Source organism: Streptomyces sp. NPDC101225 (genome assembly GCF_044767585.1).
Taxonomy (GTDB): Bacteria; Actinomycetota; Actinomycetes; order Streptomycetales; family Streptomycetaceae; genus Streptomyces.
The window spans coordinates 80400-100495 of sequence record NZ_JBIWOE010000001.1; the positions used below are offsets into that span (position 1 = coordinate 80400).

Below are 20096 nucleotides of genomic sequence, written 5' to 3' on the forward strand. Positions count from 1 at the left end.
TCAGACCGTGAGGACGGTCAGGCCCGCCTCCTCGAACCGGCGCACCTCCTCCGCGCCGGCCCCCGAGTCGGTCACGAGCGTGTCCACCGCGCCGGCCCCGCAGATCCGCGCGAAGGCCCGCCGGCCCAGCTTGCTGGAGTCGGCGGCGACGATCACGCGCTCGGCGCGCTCGCACAGCAGCCGGTTGATCGCGGCCTCCGCCTCGTCGTGCGCGGCGGCTCCGTGCACGGCGTCGAAGGCGACGACGCCCAGCACGGCCACGTCGACGGTGATCTGGCCGAGCACGCCGTCCGCGAGCGGCCCGATGAGCTCGTACGACTGCGGACGCGCCACCCCGCCGGTCACCACGATCTTGAACTGGGGCCGTACGGCGAGCTCGTTGGCGATGTTGAGCGCGTTCGTGACGACGGTGAGCGCCGGCGGGCCGGAGGCGAGATCACTGCGCACGGCCAGCGCGCGTGCCACCTCGGTGGTGGTGGTGCCGCCGGTCAGCCCGACCGCCTCACCGGGGGCGACGAGGTCGGCCACCGCCTTGGCGATCCGCTGCTTCTCGGAGGGGTGCCGGGCGGTCTTGTAGCGCAGCGGCAGCTCGTACGAGACCCCGTGCACGACCGCGCCGCCCCGGGTGCGGACGAGCATCTGCTGCTCGGCGAGCTGGTCGAAGTCGCGCCGGATGGTCGCGGAGGAGACCTCCAGCTCGGCGGCGGCCTCCTCGACGTCCAGCCGGCCGCGCTCGACGAGCAGCTCCAGCAGGGCCTTCCAGCGGGCGTCCCGCGACATGCCCACCCTCCCGTTCCTCGATCTCCCGGCGACCCTAGCGCACACCGCCCCCGGCCCGATGCTTGATTGTGCTCGAAATGGCGCTGTATCTTGCAGAAACAAGCAAGCGGCCGCACGGGGCGGCTCACATCGAGGGAGGGCCCGGCATGACCCATGTCGAGGACGAGCTGACCAGCCAGCCCGCGTGCTGGACACGGGCCGCGGGGGAGGCGCAGCGGCACCGCGAGGCGCTTCCGGCGCCCGGCGAGCGGGTCGCGATCGTCGGATGCGGCACCTCCTACTTCATGGCGCAGGCGGCCGCCGTGCTGCGCGAGGGCGCGGGGCTGGGCGAGACGGACGCCTTCGCCGCCTCGGAGTTCCCCGCCGGCCGTCCGTACGACCGCGTGGTCGCCCTCACCCGCTCCGGCACCACCACCGAAGTCCTCGACCTGCTGGGGCAGTTGACCGGACACACCCGCACGGTCGCGATCACCGCCGACCCGCGGACCCCCGTCATGCGGGCGGCCGACGACGTCGTCGTGCTCGACTTCGCGGACGAACGGTCGGTCGTGCAGACGCGGTTCGCCACCACCGCCCTCACCCTGCTGCGCGCCCATCTCGGCCTGCACACCGACGCCGTGGTCGACGACGGCCGCACCGCCCTCGCGGACCCGCTGCCCGAACGGCTCGTCGACAGTACGCAGTTCACCTTCCTGGGCCGGGGCTGGACGGTGGGCCTGGCCAACGAGGCCGGCCTGAAGATGCGCGAGGCCTCACTCGCCTGGACGGAGTCCTACCCGGCGATGGAGTACCGGCACGGCCCGATCAGCATCACCACCGAGGGCACGGCGACCTGGATGCTCGGCGACGCTCCCGAGGGCCTGGCCGAGCAGGTGCGCGCCACCGGCGGACTGTGGATCGCGGGCGGACTCGACCCGCTGGCCGAACTGGTCCGGGTCCACCGCCTCGCGGTCGCCGTCGCCGCGGCCCGCGGCCTCGACCCCGACCGGCCCCGCCACCTCACCCGCTCGGTGATCCTCACGCCCTGACGCGCCCCGAGGTGCCTGTCCGAAGGAGAAGCCGTGCCCCTCGTCACCACCGGTGAACTCGTCACCCGCGCCGCCGCCGGGCGCTCCGCCGTCGCCGCCTTCAACGTCATCACCCTGGAGCACGTGGAGGCGGTCGTCGCCGGCGCCGAGTCCGCGCGGGCCGCCGTCGTCCTCCAGGTCAGCGAGAACGCGGTCAGGTTCCGCTGCGGACGCCTGCTCCCGCTCGCCCGCGCGGCCGTCGCCGCCGCCGAACGCGCCGCCGTCCCGGTCGCCCTGCACCTCGACCACGTCCAGAGCGACGACCTGCTGCGCGAGGCCGCGGACGCCGGATTCAGCTCCGTGATGTACGACGCGGCCCGCCTGCCCTACGCGCAGAACCTCGCCGCGACCCGGGCCGCCGCCACCTGGGCGCACGCCCAAGGCCTGTGGATCGAGGCCGAGTTGGGGCAGGTCGGCGGCAAGACGGGCGAGCCCCCGCTGGACGCCCACGCACCCGGCGCCCGCACCGACCCGGCCGAGGCCCGCGCCTTCGTCGCCGACTCCGGCGTGGACGCCCTCGCGGTCGCCGTCGGCAGCACGCACGCCATGACCACCCGCACCGCCACCCTCGACCACGACCTCCTCGGACGGCTCGCCGCCGCCCTGGACGTGCCGCTCGTCCTGCACGGCTCCTCCGGAGTACCGGACGGCGAACTCGCCGCCGCGGTCGCGGGCGGCGTCGCCAAGGTGAACGTCGGCACCGCCCTCAACCTGGCCATGACGGGCGCGATCAGGGAGTTCCTGGCCGAGCACCCCGACGTGGTCGACTCACGGACGTACCTGGGCGTGGCGAGGGAGGCGATGGTGGGGGCGGTGACCGCGGTCATCGCGACCCTCGCCCGCCCCCCGCGGCCCGCTCACGCCTGACGGCCTTCAGCACCACGAACTTCGGGTCGCCGGCGACCAGCCGGCTGTTGCCGAACACCTTGCGCAGCTTCACGTGGTAGCCCAGATGCCGGTTGCCGATCACCCACAGCTCACCGCCGGGGCGCAGCACACGCCGCGCCCCGGTGAACATCCGCCACGCCGTCGCGTCGGTCGTCACCTGGTGCGAGTGGAAGGGCGGATTGCTGAGCACCAGGTCGACACTCCCGGCAGGCACCCCCGCCAGCCCGTCGCCGACCCGGAACTCCGCGTGCCCCGGCACCCCGTTCGCCCTGTACGTCGCCTGCGCCGAGGCCACGGCCTGGAACGACTCGTCCACGAACAGCACCTCGGCCGCCGGGTCGGCCAGCGCCACCGCCGTACCGACCACGCCGTTGCCGCAGCCCAGGTCCACCACCCGCAGCCCGGGGCGCCCGGCCGGCAGGTGCCGAAGGAAGAAGCGGGTGCCGATGTCGAGGCGGTCGGCGCAGAAGACGCCCGCATGGTTGACGACCGTGCGTCCCGAGACCGCGCCGACCCCGTCGGGCAGCGTGTAGGCGTACGGCCACGGATTGGCGGGCCGGTCGAGCGAGGGCCGGGGCGTGCAGAAGATCAGCCGCGCCTTCCGCTCGGCGAGCGAGGTGCGGGTCGGCCCCAGAATCCGCTCGAAGAGCTGGAGCGTGGAGGTGTGGATCTCCTTGACCATCCCGGTGCCCACGACGACCGTGCCCTCGTGCACCGCGGGCGCCAGCCGCAGGAGCTGGTCCTCCAGCAGTGCCAGCGTCTTCGGCACCCGCACCAGCAGGACGTCGATCCGCTCGGGCGGCGGGTCCTGCGTGGTCAGCAGGCGGACGGCACCGGGGCGGACACCGGCCCGCTCCAGGTTCGCCCGGGTCGCCTCCTGCGCGAGGAAGGAATCGGTGATCTGCACCGGCCGGTGCGCCGCGAGCGCCGTGACCAGCGCGCCCCAGCGGTCGCCGAGGACCACGACCGTGCCGGACAGCGGGACGTCCTCGTCCGCGAGGTGGCGCAGGAGGTACTCGTCGGAGGCGTCCCAGGCACGCAGCCGGTCGCGCGGGTCCTCGGGGAATCGCGTCAGGGCGGGCTCGCCCCACGGCGTCGTCATACGGTCGTTCATCGTGTGCCCAGGCTAGCCGAGCCGCAGCTCACGGCCGGTGGGGGAGGATGGACGCATGGACGCCGGACTGTTCCCCCGCGAGCGTACGGAGGTCGCGCCGGGCGCGGTGCACGCGCCCGGCTGGCTGGACGCGCGGGAACAGCGCACGCTGCTCGGGGCCTGCCGCGCGTGGGCCCGGCCGCCGGCCGGCCTGCGCACGGTCCGCACCCCCGGCGGCGGCACGATGACCGCCCGGCAGGTCTGCCTGGGCTGGCACTGGTATCCGTACGGCTACGCGCGCACGGTCGCCGACGGCGACGGCGCGCCCGTGAAACCGTTCCCCGACTGGCTGGGCGAACTGGGCCGCCGCGCGGTGCGGGACGCCCTGGGCGACCCCGGGCCGACGCCGCCGTACGACATCGCGCTCGTCAACTTCTACGACGGCGACGCCCGCATGGGCATGCACCGTGACGGCGACGAGCGGTCGGACGCCCCGGTGGTGTCGCTCAGCCTCGGCGACACCTGCGTCTTCCGCTTCGGCAACCCCGAGACGCGCGCCCGGCCCTACACCGACGTGGAGCTGCGCAGCGGCGACCTGTTCGTGTTCGGCGGACCGTCGCGGCTCGCGTACCACGGCGTGCCGAAGGTGCGGCCGGGCACCGCACCGCCCGCTCTGGGGCTGACGGGACGTCTGAACATCACCCTGAGAGTCAGCGGCCGGTAGCCGGCGCACCAGCGGATCATGGGAGACTCGCCCTCATGAGCGGCAAGGCGGACCCCCGGACGGCGGGGGAAGGGACCACCTCGAGGGCGCGGCTGGACCGGGGGCGCGGCGCGCTCGGGCCCGCGTTGGAGCTCGTGCACACCGGACGCGCGCCCACCCGGGCCGTGCTCACCGCCGAACTCGGGGTGACCCGGGCCACCGCGGGCGCGGTCGCCGCCGAACTGGAGGCGCTGGGTCTGATCCAGGTGGACGCCCGGCCCGGGGCGGCGGCCGGGTCGCAGGGCAGGCCCTCGCACCGGCTCGCGGTCGCCGGCGACGGGCCGGTCGTGCTGGCGGCCCAGGTGCACGCCGACGGTTTCCGCGCCGCGCTCGTCGGCCTCGGCGGCCGGATCGTGGCCACCGCGCCGGGCTGCGAGACCGTCGACGCCGACCCGGCGAAGGTCCTCGTCTCGGTCGTGGAGGCGGGCGCGGAGCTGCTGCGCAGGACCGGGCGGCGCTGTGTGGGCGCCGGACTCGCCGTGCCGTCCGCGGTCGCCGAGCCGGAGGGACTGGCCCTCAACCCCCTGCACCTGGCGTGGCCCGTGGGCGCGCCGGTCCGGCGGCTCTTCTCGGAGTGCGTGCGTACGGCCGGGATCGACGGACCCGCCTTCGCGGGCAACGACGTCAACCTCGCCGCGCTCGCCGAGCACCGGCACGGGGCCGGGCGCGGCGCCCGGGACCTGCTGTGCGTGGCCACCGGTCACCGCGGTGTGGGCGGTGCGCTCGTGCTGGACGGCCGTCTGCACACGGGCAGTTCGGGCCTGGCGCTCGAGGTCGGCCACCTCACCGTCAACCCCGAGGGCCGGCCGTGCCACTGCGGCAGCCGCGGCTGCCTCGACGTCGAGGCCGACCCGCTGGCCTTCCTCACCGCGGCCGGCCGCGAACCCGGCCCCGAGGTCTCGCTCCTCCAGCAGGCCATCGACCTGATCCGCAACCACTACGACGACCCGGCCATCCGCACCGCCACCGAGGCCCTCATCGACCGCCTCGGCCTCGGGCTCGCCGGACTGGTCAACATCCTCAACCCCGACCGCATCATCCTCGGCGGCCTGCACCGCACACTCCTCGACGCCGACCCCGGGCGCCTGCGCGCGGTGGTCGCCGACCGCAGCCTGTGGGGCCAGAGCGGCGGAGTCCCCATCCTGCCCTGCACCCTCGACCACAACAGCCTGGTGGGCGCCGCGGAGTTGGCGTGGCAGCCGGTGCTGGACGACCCGCTGGGGGCGCTGACCTGAGCGCCGGCCGTGCACTGGGAGCAGGCGTCGCACGGCGTTAGTCTCCAGGCATGCGGATCTCCGTCTCCTCGGACATGGACGAACCCGTGGCGCACCTGCTCGTCGCGGAACTGCGACGGCGCGGCCACCAGGTCGTGCCCCACGGAGCACTGAGCCCCGGCGACGACGCCCAGTGGGCCGCGTGCTCGGAGGCCGCGGCCCGCGAGGTCGCCGAGGGCGCCGCGGACCAGGCGGTCGTGTGCTGCTGGACCGGCACGGGCGCCTCCATCGCGGCGAACAAGGTGCCGGGCGTACGGGCGGCCCTGTGCACGGACGCGTACACCGCGGACGGCGCCCGCCGCTGGAACGACGCGAACGCGCTGGCCCTGAGCCTGCGTCTGACGTCCGAGCCGCTGCTCAAGGAGATCCTCGACGCGTGGTTCGCCGCCGCGCCGAGCGCGGACGCGGAGGACCGGGAGAACGTGGAGCGGGTGGGGCGGCTGGACGCCGGGAGAGCCACGGGCTGACGGCGGTGCCGCCCGTCGCGGCCCCGAAACCCGCACGGCCACCCCTTGCTTACTCGGATAAAGCCCCTTTAGCTTGGTAAGCATGATGCTGACCCGGCGGGAGCGCGAGATCATCGCCCTGTTGCGCCGCGACCCGCTGGCGGGCCCGCAGGCGATCGCCGACGCCCTCGGCAGCACCCGGGCCTCGGTCAACGTGCACCTGTCCAACCTGGGCAAGAAGGGCGCCATCCTCGGCCGCGGCTACATCCTCCGCGCGGAGAACGCGGTCGTGGTCGTGGGCGGGGCCAACACCGACGTCAAGGTGCGCAGCCTCGCGCCCATCAGGCAGCGGACGAGCAACCCGGGCCGGGCCGGCACCACCGCGGGCGGCGTCGGCCGCAACATCGCGGAGAACCTGGCGCGGCTCGGCACCCCGACCCACCTGGTCGCCGCCGTCGGCCGGGACGCCGCGGGCGAGCGGCTGCTCGCGGAGACCGCGGCGGCGGGCGTGCGCCTCGACCATGTGCATCGCGGCGCGCATCCGACGGGGACGTACACGGCCGTGCTGGACGCCGACGGAGACCTGGTCGTGGCGGTCGCCGACATGGCGGCCACCGAGTCCCTGGCCCCGGAGGACCTGCACCCGGCGCGCGAACTCATCGCCCACGCGGACATGCTGGTCCTGGACGGCAACCTGCCGGCCGATGTGCTCGCCCACGCGATGGACGTCGCGCACCCCGCCGAGGTGCCCGTGGTGATCGACCCGGTGAGCGCCCCCAAGGCGGCCTTCCTGGCGCCGCTGCTCGGCAACCGGCGCCCGGTCTTCGCCCTGACCCCCAACCTCGACGAACTCCGTTCCCTGCTCGGCGATTTCGTCGGCGACAGCGAGGCCGAGGTCGTGGCGGCGGCCGGTGCGCTGCACGCCCGCGGGGTGCGCCACGTGTGGGTCCGGCTCGGCGCCCGCGGCAGCGTGCTGAGCTCCGTGGGCGAGGACGCGCGGTTCCTGGCCGCCCCGCCCGCCGAGGTCGCCGACGTCACCGGAGCGGGCGACGCGATGCTCGCCGCGTTCGTCCACGCCCTGCTGGCCGGCGCCGGTCCGGTGGACGCCGCCCGCTTCGGGCATGCCGCCGCCGCCCTCACGGTCGCGAGCCCGGCGACCGTGAGACCGGACCTGACGCCCCGTCTGATCGAGGACCTGCTCGACGCCGGCGAAGCCCCTGCGAACGCCTGACCGACTCGCCCGCGACCGACCAGATCGACCGAGCAGCCTGACCGACCAGATCGACCGAGCAGCCTGACCGACCAGACCGACCGAGCAGCCTGACCGACCAGATCGACCGAGCAGCCTGACCGCCCCGCTGGCCTGTCCGCCCATGGCGTGGGCAACCCGTCCGACCGACCCGCCTGACCGACCCGCCTGTTCGCCTGAACAACCCGATCCGGAGCCCGAGATGATCACCCCCGCCCCCGCCCCGACCCCCGCGACGCCCGTGCCGCACCCGCGCCTGGTGCTGACCGACGAGGTCCGCGACGCGCTGAGCGACGGGCGTCCCGTCGTGGCCCTGGAGTCGACGATCATCAGCCACGGCATGCCGTATCCGCAGAACGTCGGGATGGCCGTGGAGGTCGAGCAGATCATCCGCGACGGCGGCGCCGTCCCCGCGACGATCGCCGTCCTGCACGGCCGCCCGCGCATCGGGCTGACCCCCGAGGACCTGGAGCTCCTCGCGACCGCGCCGGACGTCACCAAGGCCAGCGTCCGCGACCTCGCGTACGTGATGGCACGCGGCGCCCACGGCGCGACGACCGTCGCCGCGACCATGCGGCTGGCCGCCCTCGCCGGCATCCGCACCTTCGTCACCGGCGGTATCGGCGGCGTGCACCGAGGCGCGCCGACGACGTTCGACATCAGCGCCGACCTGACCGAACTGGCCACGACCGGTGTCGCGGTGATCAGCGCGGGCGTCAAGAGCATCCTCGACATCGGCCTCACCCTGGAGACCCTCGAAACCCTCGGCGTCCCGGTCCTCACCTACGGCACGGAGGAGTTCCCGGCGTTCTACTCGCGCCGCAGCGGCTTCACCTCACCCCTGCGCGTGGACTCGGCCGCCGAGATCGCCGCCGTGATGCACGCCCGCTGGGACCTCGGCATCCTCGGGGGCGTCACCATCGCCAACCCCGTGCCCGAGGACGAGGAGGTCCCGGCCGAGCGCATGGACGGCGTCATCGCGCAGGCCCTGGCCGAGATGGACAAGGCCGGCATCACCGGCAAGGACACCACGCCGTACCTCCTGGGCCGGATCGTCGAACTCACCGGGGGCGAGAGCCTCCGGACCAACATCGCGCTGGTCAAGAACAACGCCCGGCTGGGCGCACGGGTCGCGGTCGAGTACGCCAGGCTCGGCTGACCGTCCCGGGCCGCCGGCGCGTCACCGGCTCCACAGCGCCGCCACCAGGGGCCGCCGCAGATCGGCCCGCCGGACGCACAGCCCGATCGGAAACGGCCCCTGCGGCGGATCGGCCGCGAGCACGTACGTGGCAGCCGAGACGGCGCCCGGGCCGGGTTTCCGCCCTTCTCGGACGGCGTCGGCGCCCTGTGCCACCGAGCCCCTTCAGGCGGGCCGGGCCTCTCGTCAGGCCGGCCCGGCCTCTCGGTGCCAGTCCGCGGCGAAGGCCCGGGCCGGATTGTCGGTGAGGATGCGGTCCACCGCCTCCTTGCCCAGCGTGGCCTCCAGCCGCGGCCGCACCCGCCGCAGCAGATACGGCATCCCGGGCCCGCCGTCGACCGATCGCGCCGCGGCGACGACGGTGTCGCCGCCGAGCAGCACCCGGTGCCCGAACCCGGCCTCCGCCAGGGCGTGCACGGCGTCCGGCATCCGCCAGTCGGTGGCGTGATGCGCGCGCGACGGGCCGTCGAACGCCAGCCAGCAGCCGGCCCCCGCGGCCTGCCGATGCACCGTGAGGTCGGGGGAGCGGTTGAGGTGACCGAGGATCACGCGCTGCGGCGGGACGCCCAGCTCGCCGCACAGCAGGTCCAGTACGTCGAGTGCGCCCGTGCCCATCTCCAGGTGGACGGCGATCGGCGCGCCCGTCGCGCGGTGGGCCTCGGCCGCTGCGGTCATCGTCCAGCGGGCGTGCGTGTCCAGCACGTGGAAGCCGCCCGCGACCTTCACGAGGCCGGCGCGGACCCCCGAGGTGCCGATGCCCTCGGTGAGTTCGGAGACGAACACCTCCGCGAGGCCGCCCCGCACCTCCGTGAGCAACTCCGCTGCGTAGTGGGCCGCTTGGTGCAGTCCGGTCGCGCACACCACGTGCACACCGGTCGCCCGTGACAGCGCGGGCAGGTCGGCGGCCCGCCGCCCCATCCCGTACGGCGTCCACTGCACGACCGCCGCCCCGCCCGCCGAACCGAACGCCTCCAGCTCGGCGCGCGCGGCGCGGGCGTCGTTCAACTCCTGGCCGGGCAGCCGCGGGCTGCTGACGAAGAGGTGGTCGTGCGCGTCGCACACGCCCAGTTCCTCGGGCCGGATGTCGCCCAGAACCGTACGGACAGCGTTCACCACTGCCTCCCTCGCGGCAGCCGGTCACGCCCCGGTGCCGACAGGTGCAGCACCTCGAAGACGTCCCCGTCGGTCTTGGGTGTGTCGTGCTCCCAGAGCGAGAAGTGGACGAGCTCCCAGCGGCCGGTGTCCACGGCGGCGGCCGACGCCACGGCCCCCTCCTCACCGGCCAGCCGCGCGGCCTCGGCCGCCGCCTCCGCCGCCACCTCGGCGGGCTCCGCTCCGTCGGGGACGGGTTGACGCCGTCGTACGGCGCACCGCGCCGGTGACCGCGCGGCGCCGCCCTCCTCGTAGGCGAGACCGCTCCACTGCCGGACGGAGGGCCGTCCGAAGTCGTCGCAGAGGCCCTGGAAGGCGCCGCCCCACAGGAAGGCGTTCATGCCCTCCATGGTGTTCCAGAGGTAGAAGGGCGCGTACTGGTTGACCGGCGAGCCGTTCACCCCGCGCTCGCGCAGCAGGTAGGTCTTGAAGCCGAGGCCGTCCCAGTCGTCGAGCAGGTGCCCGACGCGGGCGACGCGGGCGCGGACGACGCCCATGTCGTAGTCGGCGGGCAGGGTCAGTTCGTACTGCATGGCGTGCATCGATGCCTCCTCAGGCCGGGGTGTCCGGCGCGCCGCCCGCGGAGTACTCCTCGCGGCCGACGTGCGTGCCCCACTCCGCGGTGGTGCCGTCCTCGGCGGCCTCGTCGACCGCGAGATGCGTCATGAACGTGCGCGGCCCGGCGCCGTGCCAGTGCCACTCGCCGGGCTCGATCCACACCGTGTCCCCCGCGCGGACGGCCTCAACGGCACCGCCTCTGCGCTGCACCAGCCCCTCGCCCTCCAGGACGTGCAGCACCTGGCCGTGCGGATGGCGGTGCCAGGCGGTGTGCGCACCGGGCGTGAAGTGGACGCTGAACATGCGCAGCCGGGACGGGGGCGCGGGGGCGGCGATCTCGTCGAGCCACACCGAACCGGTGAAGTTCTCCGCCGGGCCCTGCCGGGTGGCGGGACGGTTCCTGGTGATGTCCACGTGCGGGCGTTCCTCTCGTCGGCGGGTCGGACGGGACCCGTGCTGTCGAATCGGGGCGCGTCCTATCGGGAGGCGAGCAGGGACAGCAGGCCCCGGACGCCGGCGTCGAAGGCGGTGGGCGAGCCGGCGGCGCGGGCGAGGACGTACCCGCCCTGGACGGTCGCGAGGACGGTCGCGGCGATCTCCTCGCCGTCCAGCGAGGGCGCGAACTGCCCCTGCTCCTTGCCCTCCTCGACGATCCCCGCGATCAGCTCGCGGATGGCGTCGAGCGTCGCGTCGACCGGCGCCCGGAGCTCGTCGCTGGCGATCACGTCCGGATCCATCGTCAGCCGCCCGACCGGGCAGCCGCGCAGCACGTCGCGCTCACGAAGCAGATACGCCTCGATGCGCTCGTACGGCGTCCCCGGACCGCGGAGTACTCCCTCGGCGGTGGCCCGCAGCTCCTCGGCCGTCCGCCGGATCGCGGTCAGCGCGAGATCCGGCTTGCCCCTGAAGTGGTGGTACATGCTGCCCTGGCCCGCGCCCGAGCGCTCCAGGATCGCCTTGGGGCTGGTGCCCACGTAGCCGCGCTCCCACAGCAGTTCACGCGTGGACTCGATCAACCGCTCCGACGTGCTCTCCGAGATGGTCACGCGAGCACTGTACATACTAGTAGGTACAGACGTCGAGCCCCTGGGGAGCAGGAGCGCGGGCCCCGCGTACTCCCAGGGAGGTACGCGCGGTGCCGCTGGCCGTACGACGACCCGGACCCCTCCCCGGCGGGAGCCTCGAGACAACACCGGACCACCGGACCACCGGACCACCGGACCACCGGACCACCGGACACCGGAACACCCCTCTGGGAGATGACTCGAGATGCAGACACTCGCGCACTGGAACGGCGGCGGCCCCGGCCCCTGGATCCTCTTCTTCCCGCTGATCTGGGCGGCCGTCGTGGTCGGCGTCGTGACGCTGCTGCGCCGCACCGTGTGGCGCGGCCGCGGAGGCCCGTGGCGGGTCATGGCGGACGGACGCCCCTCCGGCGACTCGCCCGTCGCCGTGCTCGGCCGCCGCTTCGCGTCCGGCGAGATCGACGAGGACGAGTACTGGCGCCGGCTGTCCGTCCTGGACGAGCAGTTCGGCCGTACGAAGGGCGGTGCGGCGTGACCGCCACGACCGCGACCCGCACGGCCGCCCGGGTCGTCGACGCCGTGAAGGTCTACGGCCGCGGCGACACCGAGGTGAGGGCCCTGGACGGGGTGAGCGTCGGCTTCCCGGCCGGCCGCTTCACCGCGATCATGGGGCCCTCGGGCTCCGGCAAGTCCACCCTGATGCACTGCGCGGCCGGCCTCGACACGCTCACCTCGGGCGCCGCCTTCGTCGGCGACACCGATCTCGGCGGCCTCGACGACCGCCGCCTCACCCTCCTGCGCCGCGACCGCGTCGGCTTCGTCTTCCAGGCGTTCAACCTGGTGCCCACCCTGACCGTCGCCGAGAACATCACACTGCCGCTGGACCTGGCGGGCGGGAAGGGCGACCCGGAGTGGATCGACGCGCTGACCGACGCCGTCGGCCTGCGCGACCGCCTGCACCACCGGCCCGCCGAGCTCTCCGGCGGCCAGCAGCAACGCGTCGCCGTGGCACGGGCGTTCGCCGGACAGCCGGACGTCGTCTTCGCGGACGAGCCCACCGGAAACCTCGACTCCCGCTCCGGCGGAGAGGTTCTGGGCCTGCTCGGCCGGGCCGTCCGGCAGACCTCCCGCACGGTCGTCATGGTCACGCACGACCCCGTGGCCGCCGCCCACGCCGACGAGGTCGTCTTCCTCGCCGACGGACGCCTGGTCGACCGGATGGAATCCCCGACCGCCGACCAGGTCCTGGACCGTATGAAAGCCTTCGAGGTGCCCTCGTGAACGCCGCCGTACGCCTGAGCGTGTCCTCCCTGCGCGCCCACCGGCGGCGCTTCGCCGGGACCTTCCTGGCCGTGTTCCTCGGCGTCGCCTTTCTCGCCGGCACGCTCGTCATGGGCGACACGCTGCGCGCCGGCTTCGACTCGATGTTCGGCAGCGCCACCAGCGGTACCGACGCCGTGGTGCGCGGCGCCGACGCCATCACCACGCCCGGCGACAGCCAGGGCGTACGCCGGCCCGTGCCCACCGGCCTGGTGAGCACGCTCGAGAACGTGCCGGGCGTGGCGGCGGCCGCACCCGACATCGAGGGCGCCGGCCAACTCGTGGGCAGGGACGGCAAAGCCGTCGGCGGCCAGGGCCCGCCCACCCTCGCCGGCAACTGGATCACCGACCCCGAGCTCAACCCGTACCGGCTCGCCGAGGGCCGCGCCCCGCGCACGTCCGGCGAGGTCGTCGTCAACCGCGGCGCCGCGAAGAAGGGGGGCCTGAAGATCGGCGACATGACGACGCTGCGCACCCCCGACCCGGTCGAGGTGACCGTCGTCGGCCTCGCGACCTTCGGCGGCGAGGACGGCATGGCGCAGGTGACCTTCACCGGCATGACCCGCGCCGACGCCGAGAAGTACCTCACCGCACGGCCCGGCGAGGCGGCGAGCATCAAGGTGCGGGCCGGACCGGGGGTGAGTGAGCAGGAACTCGTCGACCGGCTGACTCCCGTACTGCCCAAGGGAGTCGAGGCCATCACCGGTCAGCGCTCGGCCCAGGAGAACACCGACATGATCTCCAGCCAGTTCCTGACCGTCTTCACCACGTTCCTGCTGGTGTTCTCCGGCATCGCCCTGCTGGTCGCGACCTTCTCCATCCACAACACCTTCGCGATCGTCGTCGCCCAACGCACCCGTGAGAACGCCCTGTTGCGGGCTCTGGGGGCCTCCCGCCGCCAGGTCACCGCCACCACCCTGGTCGAGGCCACCGTGGTCGCCGTGACCGCCTCGGCGGCCGGTCTGGCGGGTGGCATCGGCATCGCCGCCGGCCTTCAGGCGCTGTTCCCGGCGATCGGATTCCCCTTCCCCGACGGCGATCTGGTGATCAGCGTCCTGTCCATGACGCTGCCGCTCGCGGTCGGCATCGTGGTCTGCCTCGGCTCCGCGCTGATGCCCGCCGCACGCGCAGGCCGCACCGCGCCGCTGGCCGCGCTGCGTGATACGGCCGTCGACGCCTCCGGCGCCTCCCGTCCCCGCGCGGTCACCGGCATCGGTCTGGCCGCCCTGGCCGTCGCCTGCACCCTCGGCGGAGTCCTCGTGTCACCGTCCCTGTGGACGGCGGGACTTGGCGCCGTGCTCGCCCTGGCGTCGTTCGTGGTCCTCGGCCCGGTCGCGTCGAACACAGCCGTACGCATCCTCGGCGGCCCCCTCGACCGGCTCCGCGGTGTCACCGGCGGCCTCGCCCGGCGCAACGCCCTGCGCAGCCCCAAACGGACCGCCGCCACCGCGAGCGCCCTGATGATCGGAGTCGCGGTCGTCTCGCTCTTCACCGTCTTCGGTGCCTCGCTGAAGGCGACCATGGACCGGACCGTCTCCCGGTCCTTCGCCGGCGACGTCGCCGTCAGCACCCCCTCGTTCGGCGCGGGCGGCAGCGGGCTCAGCCCACGCCTCGCCGGCGCGATCCAGCGCCTTCCCGAGGTCGACACGGCCGTGGGGCTGGGTCGCGGAGTCGCCCAAGTCGACGGCAAGGGACGGGCGTTGACCGTCACCGACCCCGTCGCCCTGGAGCGCACCTTCGACCTGGGCACGGTCGACGGCTCCCTGCGCCACCTCGGCACCGACGGTATCGCCGTCACCAAGGCGGAGGCCGACAGGCAGCACCTCACCACCGGCGGCAAGGCGCAACTCACCTTCACCGACGGCAGGCGGCAGACCTTCACCGTCCGCGCGGTCTACGGACAGTCCGAGCTCGCCGGCGACTACGTCATCACCCGGGCAGCCTGGGCCCCGCACCGCATCCAGGACTCCGACACGCTCGTCGCCGTCTCCTTCGAGGACGGCGTGAGCACGGACGCGGGCAAGGCGGCCGTGCAGAAGGTCGCCGCGCACTACGGCAGTCCCGAGGTGCAGACCCGCGACGACTACGCGCAGTCCTCGGCCGGCGGCATCGACATGATGCTCACCCTGGTCTACGCCCTGCTCGCCCTCGCGGTCCTCATCGCCCTGCTGGGTATCGCCAACACCCTGACCCTGGCGATCCACGAGCGCACCCGCGAACTGGGCCTGCTCAGGGCGGTCGGCCAGACACGTTCGCAGCTGCGTGCCATGGTCCGCTGGGAGTCGGTGCTCGTCGCCGCGTTCGGCACGGTCGGCGGTCTCGGACTCGGCGCGTTCCTCGGCTGGGTGCTGGTGAAGGCCTCCGACAGTGCGAGCGACAGCGCCTTCGCCTTCGCGATCCCGCCCGTCCAGCTCGCGATCGTGGCCCTGGTGGGTCTGGTGGCGGGCGCCCTCGCGGGCTGGCGCCCGGCCCGGCGGGCGGCACGGCTGGACGTGTTGCGCGCCATCGCGACGGAGTGACGTCCGCCGGCCTTGCGGAGGCGCGAAGCCCTGAGCGCGACCGCCCGCTGGGTCGAGGCTGAGGCACTCCCGGAGGCGAACGGCCGTCGAGGACGGTCACCGCCCGGTCAGCCGGCAACGGCGGACCGGGCGGGAGCGTGTGTGGGCCTGTGGGCGTCGACGGCGTGCTCGACCTCCACGAAGCGGCGAGCCGGCTTCTCGGCCGTGCCGCGCTGGGGGCGGGACGGCGGCGTCACCGGTGCCGGGGCGGTGGGCAGCGTGAACCAGACGACCTTGCCCGACGCGCCGTCCGGGCGCACGCCCCAGCTCTCGCTCACCGCGGCCACCATGGCGAGCCCGCGGCCGGTGGTGGCGGACGTCTCCACGTCCCGGACCTCGGGCAGCCGGGGATCGTGGTCGCGCACCGAGACCATGAGGCGGTCCAGCAGGAGCTCTATCTCCACGGTGCACAGTTTGTCGGGCCGGGCATGCAGGTGGACGTTGGTCAGCAGCTCCGTCACGCCGAGCGCGGCCCGGTCGATGAGCGAGTCCATATGCCAGTAGCGCAATTGCGCAGAGACGATTCTGCGGACCTGGCCGATCCGCGACGGCAGGGCTTGCAGCTCTACCGTGCAGTGCCTGCTTGGGTGAGTGATCACGGCTGCGACTCCCCGACTGAAGAGGTCCGGAAGAACACGGAATGCGGATCCAGCAGGGCCTGAGTGGAACGGCTGCCTGCTGTCGTGCCCGGCGGCTGGTTCGCAGCGTTATCGCCGGTAAACCCAGAGTGACGTGAGACCAGAGTGACGCAGGGGGCGCGGCCCCGCAACTCGCCGTCGGCCGAGCCGGTCGGAGGCCCCCCGCCGCCGCGGCCCCGGGCCCTGGTCCTGGCCCTGGTCCCAAGTCCTGGCCCCGAGCCCTGGCCCCAAGTCCTGGTCCCGAACCGAGACTCAGAACCGGGGCCGGGAGTCACGGTCCCGAACCGAAGCAGCAAACCAAGGCTCCGGACCGGGCTCCGAGCCAAGGCTCCGGATCGGGCTCCGAGCCAAGGCTCCGGATCGGGGCTCCGCACCGAGGTCCCGAACGAAGGCTCCGGAGTGAGCCCCCGCGCCGGGCCCCCGCGCCGGGCCCCCGCGCCGGGCCCCCGCGCCGGGCCCCTAAGCCGAGCCCCCGAGCCAAGTCCCCGAGCCAAGTCCCCGGTCTGCGGTCCCGAGCCTTCGTCCCGAACCTTGGTCCGGACCCGGCCTCCGAACCCGGCCTCCGAACCCGGCCTCCGAACCCGGCCTCCGAACCCGGCCTCCGGACCGGGCCTCCGAACCGAGGCCCGGCTCGGCCCGGCCCGGCTCGGCCCGGTCCGGTCCGGAAGGACCCTCAGGTTCCGCGCCCCGCGGCCTTCCGTACGGCCTCGATGAAGCGGCGCGCCGCGGGCGGCCCCACCTCGCCGGGGGCCGGGTCGTGGTCGCCCAGGGTCAGCAGGTAACGCTTGCCGTTGAGGTCCGCGAGCGCCCGGTCCTCCGCGGCGAACCAGGGTTTGGAGGCCCGCACCGCCTGCACCGGAGCACTGTCGATCTCGGTGCCGTAGCTGGTGAGCAACGCGAGCCTGCCGTCGCTGATCCGGACCTGCCCGGCCCGGGTGAGCGAACGCAGCCGTTTGTCGATCCGCACCCCCGTGGCCGTGAACTCCGGCTCCGCCATGCCGCTGCCCCCTTGTGCGCGTCCGGTGCGCTGGACCGTGTGCCTGCGTGGGCCATGATCCAGCTGGTGTCGAGGTCCAGTGTGCGCCCCCGTTCGATGCGGTTTGCCCGCACCCGCGGTGCAGTCTGCACGCACCCGGCGTCGAGCACCAGTACGCACGTCACGCTCGGACGAAGCGCCCGGAGCACTCGCGCGAATGCGCCCCCCATGTCCGCCGGCCCTGGACCCCAGGTGGTCCTTTGGGGCGCCCAAAGGTGCGTTTATGCAGGTGAGAAGCGTGTGGAAGGTGCTTATGATCGGTGCGTCGGCCGCGCGACGCGCCGCTGGCGCCGAGCGTAAGGAGCACCCCGTCGTGAGCACCCCCCAGCAGACCCGGTCCGGCGAGACCCTCGACGTCGACCACAGCGACGCGGCCTACCGCGCCTGGCTGAAAGAGGCCGTCCGCAAGGTCCAGGCCGATGCCAACCGCTCGGCCGACACGCACCTCCTGCGCTTCCCGCTGCCCGAGAAATGGGGGATCGACCTGTACCTCAAGGACGAGTCGACCCACCCGACCGGAAGCCTCAAGCACCGGCTCGCCCGCTCGCTCTTCCTCTACGGCCTGTGCAATGGCTGGATCCGTCCGGGCCGCCCGGTGATCGAGGCGTCCAGCGGCTCGACAGCCGTCTCCGAGGCGTACTTCGCGGGGCTGATCGGCGTCCCCTTCATCGCCGTCATGCCCCGCACGACGAGCGCCGAGAAGATCCGCCTGATCGAGTTCCAGGGCGGGCAGTGCCACTTCGTGGACGACTCACGCAGGATGTACGAGGAGTCGGCCCGCCTGGCGGTGGAGAGCGGCGGCCACTACATGGACCAGTTCACCTACGCGGAACGGGCCACGGACTGGCGCGGCAACAACAACATCGCCGAATCCATCTTCCGCCAGCTGGAACTGGAGCGTTTCCCCGAGCCCGCGTGGATCGTGGCGACGGCCGGCACCGGCGGCACCTCGGCGACCATCGCGCGCTACGTCCACTACACCCAGCGCGACACCCGTATCTGTGTGGCCGATCCGGAGAATTCCTGCTTCTTCGAGGGCTGGACCACCGGCGATCCGGACGTCACCTGCGACTGCGGCTCCCGTATCGAGGGCATCGGCCGTCCCCGGATGGAGCCGAGTTTCGTGCCGGGCGCCGTCGACCGGATGATGAAGGTGCCCGACGCGGCGAGCGTCGCCGCCGTACGGGCCCTGGAGCGGGCCATCGGGCGCAAGGCGGGAGGCTCCACGGGCACCGGGCTGTGGAGCGCGCTGAAGATCGTCGCCGAGATGGTGGCGCAGGGGCGGCAGGGGAGCGTGGTGACGCTGCTGTGCGACCCGGGCGACCGGTATCTCGACAAGTACTACTCGGACGCCTGGCTCGCCGGGCAGGGCCTGGACATCGAGCCGTACACGGCGGCGATCCGTTCCCTGCTGGAGACGGGCGTCTGGCCCGACCGAGGGCATGCGGCCGGGCTCGACCGAGGGCGGGCGGCCGGGCTCGGCTGAGGGTACGTGGCCGGGCTCGGCTGAGGGCTCGCGGCCGGGCTCGACCGAGGGCGGGCGGCCGGGCTCCGCTGAGGCTCGCGGCCGCGGCGCCGGGGCTGAGCGGCCGGCGCCGACCCTGAGAGAGCCTAGGAGGCGATGCGCCGGTCCAGAGCGGCTGTCGCGTCCCGGAAGGACCGGCCCAGGCCCGCACGGGCCGCCCTCAGGACGAGTCGCATCGGCGCCGAGCCGTCGGCCGCGAAGGTCCAGCGCACGCGCGTGCCCGTACCGGCCGGGGCGAGGCGCCACTCCTCGGCCAGGGCCCGCATGCCCGGCGCGTTGGTGACGTCGACGCGGTAGGCGTACAGCTCCGCCTCCTTCGCGGCGAGCACCGTCTCCTCGAAGCGCGTACCGCCCTTGAGCCGCACCTCGCGCCGGGCGCCGCCGTCGAGAGGCCGGGCCAGCGTCACGGCCGCGAACCACTCCGCCCAGCCGGGCACGTCGTCGGCCAGCGCGCGGAACACCGCCTCCGGCGCGGCCTCGATCTCCCGTGCGAAGACGAGACGTACGGGCGCGGTCTCGACGAAGTCGAGCCCGACGGGGCGCAGACGGCGAGCCATGGACGCGAACTCCTCGGCGCAGGCGGGTGACGGACCGGTTCCTCACCGTAATTGACGGCTCGTCAGTTGTCTGCCCTGCGACCGGCTTCAGTTCTCCGGCTCGCCCGCCACCACCAGCTGGGGCAGGTGCTCGGAGATCTCCTCGCGGGCGTCCCCCGGCAGTCCCGCGTCCGTCACCAGCGTGTCGACCTGCTCCAGCGCCGCGAACGAACTCAGGCCCACCACGCCCCACTTGGTGTGGTCGGCGACCACCACGACGCGCCGTGCCGACTGCACCAGACGCCGATTGGTCTCGGCCTCCGCGAGGTTCGGCGTCGACAGGCCCGCCTCGACCGATATGCCGTGCACACCGAGGAAGAGCACGTCGAAGTGGAGCGCCGCGATCGCCTGGTCGGCCACCGGTCCCACCAGTGAGTCGGAGGGCGTGCGCACACCGCCCGTCAGCACGACGGTGGCCGCGCCCTGCCGGGGTCCCGAGGTCCGCTGCGCCGCGTGGAAGACGTCGGCCACCCGCACCGAGTTGGTCACGACCGTCAGGTCCGGCACGTCCAGCAGCTGATGCGCCAGCGCGTACGTCGTCGTACCGCCCGAGAGCGCGATCGCGGTGCCGGGCGCGACCAGCTGGGCCGCCGAGCGCGCGATGTCCTCCTTGGCCGTCAGCTCCAGGCCCGACTTGGCCTCGAAGCCCGGCTCGTGCGTGCTCGCCTCCACGACCGGTACGGCACCGCCGTGCACCTTCTCCAGCACGCCCTGGCGGGCCAGCGCGTCGAGGTCGCGGCGCACGGTCATGTCCGACACGCCGAGCTTGCGGGTGAGCTCGTTGACCCGGACCCCGCCGCGGCGCCGGACCTCCTCCAGGATCAGGGAGCGCCGCTGCTCCGCGAGGAGGTTCTGATTCTCACTCACGTACGCTCCGGTCCTTTCGCCTCAAGCCGTCCGACACACCGCGCACACCTGCTCCGACAAGGG

General features: G+C 73.8%; 21 protein-coding genes. 11 read left to right on the forward strand and 10 right to left on the reverse strand.

Annotated elements, in window-relative coordinates; genetic code table 11:
- On the reverse strand, positions 1-780 hold the full coding sequence (locus tag ACIRPX_RS00330) for a DeoR/GlpR family DNA-binding transcription regulator (protein WP_404187012.1): 780 nt from the start codon (positions 778-780) through the stop codon (positions 1-3).
- Positions 781-926: 146 nt separating this feature from the next.
- Between ACIRPX_RS00330 and ACIRPX_RS00335 the strand changes: the two genes are divergently transcribed.
- A complete protein-coding gene (locus ACIRPX_RS00335; RefSeq protein WP_404187013.1) occupies positions 927-1808 on the forward strand; it encodes an SIS domain-containing protein in 882 nt (293 codons plus the stop codon).
- A 33-nt stretch (positions 1809-1841) separates the two neighbouring features.
- Positions 1842-2714 (forward strand): ketose-bisphosphate aldolase, encoded by an 873-nt coding sequence (locus ACIRPX_RS00340; RefSeq protein WP_404187014.1) that lies wholly within the window; start codon positions 1842-1844, stop codon positions 2712-2714.
- Here ACIRPX_RS00340 and ACIRPX_RS00345 read toward each other — a convergent pair.
- Positions 2671-3837 (reverse strand): methyltransferase, encoded by a 1167-nt coding sequence (locus tag ACIRPX_RS00345; RefSeq protein ID WP_404187484.1) that lies wholly within the window; start codon positions 3835-3837, stop codon positions 2671-2673. The genes ACIRPX_RS00340 and ACIRPX_RS00345 overlap by 44 nt on opposite strands.
- Positions 3838-3904: 67 nt before the next feature.
- Between ACIRPX_RS00345 and ACIRPX_RS00350 the strand changes: the two genes are divergently transcribed.
- The 5 genes from ACIRPX_RS00350 to ACIRPX_RS00370 all read left to right on the forward strand — a co-directional run bounded on the left by ACIRPX_RS00350 (position 3905) and on the right by ACIRPX_RS00370 (position 8719).
- Positions 3905-4552: an alpha-ketoglutarate-dependent dioxygenase AlkB family protein gene (locus tag ACIRPX_RS00350; RefSeq protein WP_404187015.1), complete on the forward strand. Its 648-nt coding sequence runs from the start codon at positions 3905-3907 to the stop codon at positions 4550-4552.
- Between the two features lie 35 nt (positions 4553-4587).
- Positions 4588-5826 carry an ROK family protein gene (locus ACIRPX_RS00355; protein ID WP_404187016.1) on the forward strand — a complete coding sequence of 413 codons (1239 nt, stop codon included), beginning with the start codon at positions 4588-4590 and terminating at the stop codon, positions 5824-5826.
- Positions 5827-5876: 50 nt separating this feature from the next.
- Positions 5877-6332 (forward strand): RpiB/LacA/LacB family sugar-phosphate isomerase, encoded by a 456-nt coding sequence (locus ACIRPX_RS00360; RefSeq protein ID WP_404187017.1) that lies wholly within the window; start codon positions 5877-5879, stop codon positions 6330-6332.
- A gap of 82 nt (positions 6333-6414) precedes the next feature.
- Positions 6415-7542 carry a PfkB family carbohydrate kinase gene (locus tag ACIRPX_RS00365; protein WP_404187018.1) on the forward strand — a complete coding sequence of 376 codons (1128 nt, stop codon included), beginning with the start codon at positions 6415-6417 and terminating at the stop codon, positions 7540-7542.
- Positions 7543-7762: 220 nt separating this feature from the next.
- On the forward strand, positions 7763-8719 hold the full coding sequence (locus ACIRPX_RS00370) for a pseudouridine-5'-phosphate glycosidase (RefSeq protein ID WP_404187019.1): 957 nt from the start codon (positions 7763-7765) through the stop codon (positions 8717-8719).
- A gap of 225 nt (positions 8720-8944) precedes the next feature.
- Here the strand turns inward: ACIRPX_RS00370 and ACIRPX_RS00375 are convergent, their stop codons facing one another.
- The 4 genes from ACIRPX_RS00375 to ACIRPX_RS00390 all read right to left on the reverse strand — a co-directional run bounded on the left by ACIRPX_RS00375 (position 8945) and on the right by ACIRPX_RS00390 (position 11529).
- Positions 8945-9871: a phosphotriesterase gene (locus tag ACIRPX_RS00375; RefSeq protein ID WP_404187020.1), complete on the reverse strand. Its 927-nt coding sequence runs from the start codon at positions 9869-9871 to the stop codon at positions 8945-8947.
- Positions 9868-10452, reverse strand: a complete 585-nt coding sequence (locus ACIRPX_RS00380) for a DUF4865 family protein (protein WP_404187021.1) — start codon at positions 10450-10452, stop codon at positions 9868-9870. Before ACIRPX_RS00380 ends, ACIRPX_RS00375 begins: the two co-directional genes overlap by 4 nt.
- A 10-nt stretch (positions 10453-10462) precedes the next feature.
- The gene (locus ACIRPX_RS00385; RefSeq protein ID WP_404187022.1) at positions 10463-10882 is read right to left on the reverse strand and encodes a cupin domain-containing protein; all 420 of its coding nucleotides are present in this window, start codon (positions 10880-10882) and stop codon (positions 10463-10465) included.
- Positions 10883-10944: 62 nt separating this feature from the next.
- Positions 10945-11529 (reverse strand): TetR/AcrR family transcriptional regulator, encoded by a 585-nt coding sequence (locus tag ACIRPX_RS00390; protein ID WP_404187023.1) that lies wholly within the window; start codon positions 11527-11529, stop codon positions 10945-10947.
- 208 nt (positions 11530-11737) lie between these two features.
- Between ACIRPX_RS00390 and ACIRPX_RS00395 the strand changes: the two genes are divergently transcribed.
- Genes ACIRPX_RS00395 through ACIRPX_RS00405 form a run of 3 tightly spaced genes read left to right on the forward strand, consistent with a single transcriptional unit; the run spans position 11738 to position 15332 of the window.
- A complete protein-coding gene (locus ACIRPX_RS00395) occupies positions 11738-12028 on the forward strand; it encodes an SHOCT domain-containing protein (RefSeq protein WP_404187024.1) in 291 nt (96 codons plus the stop codon).
- Positions 12025-12774, forward strand: coding sequence for an ABC transporter ATP-binding protein (locus tag ACIRPX_RS00400; RefSeq protein ID WP_404187025.1), 750 nt, complete (start codon positions 12025-12027; stop codon positions 12772-12774). The genes ACIRPX_RS00395 and ACIRPX_RS00400 overlap by 4 nt, the downstream gene beginning before the upstream one ends.
- A complete protein-coding gene (locus ACIRPX_RS00405; RefSeq protein WP_404187026.1) occupies positions 12771-15332 on the forward strand; it encodes an ABC transporter permease in 2562 nt (853 codons plus the stop codon). The genes ACIRPX_RS00400 and ACIRPX_RS00405 overlap by 4 nt, the downstream gene beginning before the upstream one ends.
- Before the next feature lie 107 nt (positions 15333-15439).
- On the opposite strand, the gene ACIRPX_RS00410 is transcribed toward ACIRPX_RS00405, so the two are convergent.
- Complete coding sequence (locus tag ACIRPX_RS00410) at positions 15440-15970, reverse strand: ATP-binding protein (protein ID WP_404187027.1); 531 nt, start codon at positions 15968-15970, stop codon at positions 15440-15442.
- A 712-nt stretch (positions 15971-16682) separates the two neighbouring features.
- Positions 16683-17006 carry a hypothetical protein gene (locus tag ACIRPX_RS00415; protein WP_404187028.1) on the reverse strand — a complete coding sequence of 108 codons (324 nt, stop codon included), beginning with the start codon at positions 17004-17006 and terminating at the stop codon, positions 16683-16685.
- 352 nt (positions 17007-17358) lie between these two features.
- Here ACIRPX_RS00415 and ACIRPX_RS00420 point away from each other — a divergent pair, with 352 nt between their 5' ends.
- Complete coding sequence (locus ACIRPX_RS00420; RefSeq protein WP_404187029.1) at positions 17359-18531, forward strand: PLP-dependent cysteine synthase family protein; 1173 nt, start codon at positions 17359-17361, stop codon at positions 18529-18531.
- Between the two features lie 125 nt (positions 18532-18656).
- Here ACIRPX_RS00420 and ACIRPX_RS00425 read toward each other — a convergent pair whose 3' ends face one another.
- Both ACIRPX_RS00425 and ACIRPX_RS00430 read right to left on the reverse strand, forming a co-directional pair.
- On the reverse strand, positions 18657-19127 hold the full coding sequence (locus ACIRPX_RS00425) for an SRPBCC family protein (protein WP_404187030.1): 471 nt from the start codon (positions 19125-19127) through the stop codon (positions 18657-18659).
- A gap of 87 nt (positions 19128-19214) precedes the next feature.
- A complete protein-coding gene (locus ACIRPX_RS00430; RefSeq protein ID WP_384253892.1) occupies positions 19215-20033 on the reverse strand; it encodes a DeoR/GlpR family DNA-binding transcription regulator in 819 nt (272 codons plus the stop codon).
- Positions 20034-20096: the final 63 nt, after the last annotated feature.